At 40.2% G+C, this 286-nt stretch carries 1 protein-coding gene; it reads left to right on the plus strand.

Features of this window, described 5'->3' with window-relative positions; genetic code table 11:
- On the plus strand, positions 1 to 210 hold a 210-nt coding region (locus LMC10_RS01285; RefSeq protein ID WP_182588640.1), incomplete at its 5' end, for a transposase.
- Between the last annotated feature and the right edge of the window lie 76 nt (positions 211 to 286).

Below are 286 nucleotides of genomic sequence, written 5' to 3' on the forward strand. Positions count from 1 at the left end.
GGGAAAAGTGCATTAATGATGTTTGATCGACATGCAAACTTAAAATACAAATATGGGAACCGACATTTTTGGGCTGAAGGCTACTATGTAAGTACAGTTGGATTGAATGAATCCACGATAAAGAAGTATATCCGAGATCAAGAGAAACATGATATAGCAATGGATAAGCTAACAAGTGTGGAATATTCAGACCCTTTTAAGGGTAAGTGAGGTAGTACAAACACCGCTTAAAGCGGTGGCAAAGTAGTCAGAGCATTTTGGCTTGAGCAAAGCGAAAGCCAGCGCC

The sequence above is a fragment of the Limosilactobacillus reuteri subsp. simiae genome (genome assembly GCF_020784875.1).
Taxonomy (GTDB): Bacteria; Bacillota; Bacilli; order Lactobacillales; family Lactobacillaceae; genus Limosilactobacillus; species Limosilactobacillus reuteri_H.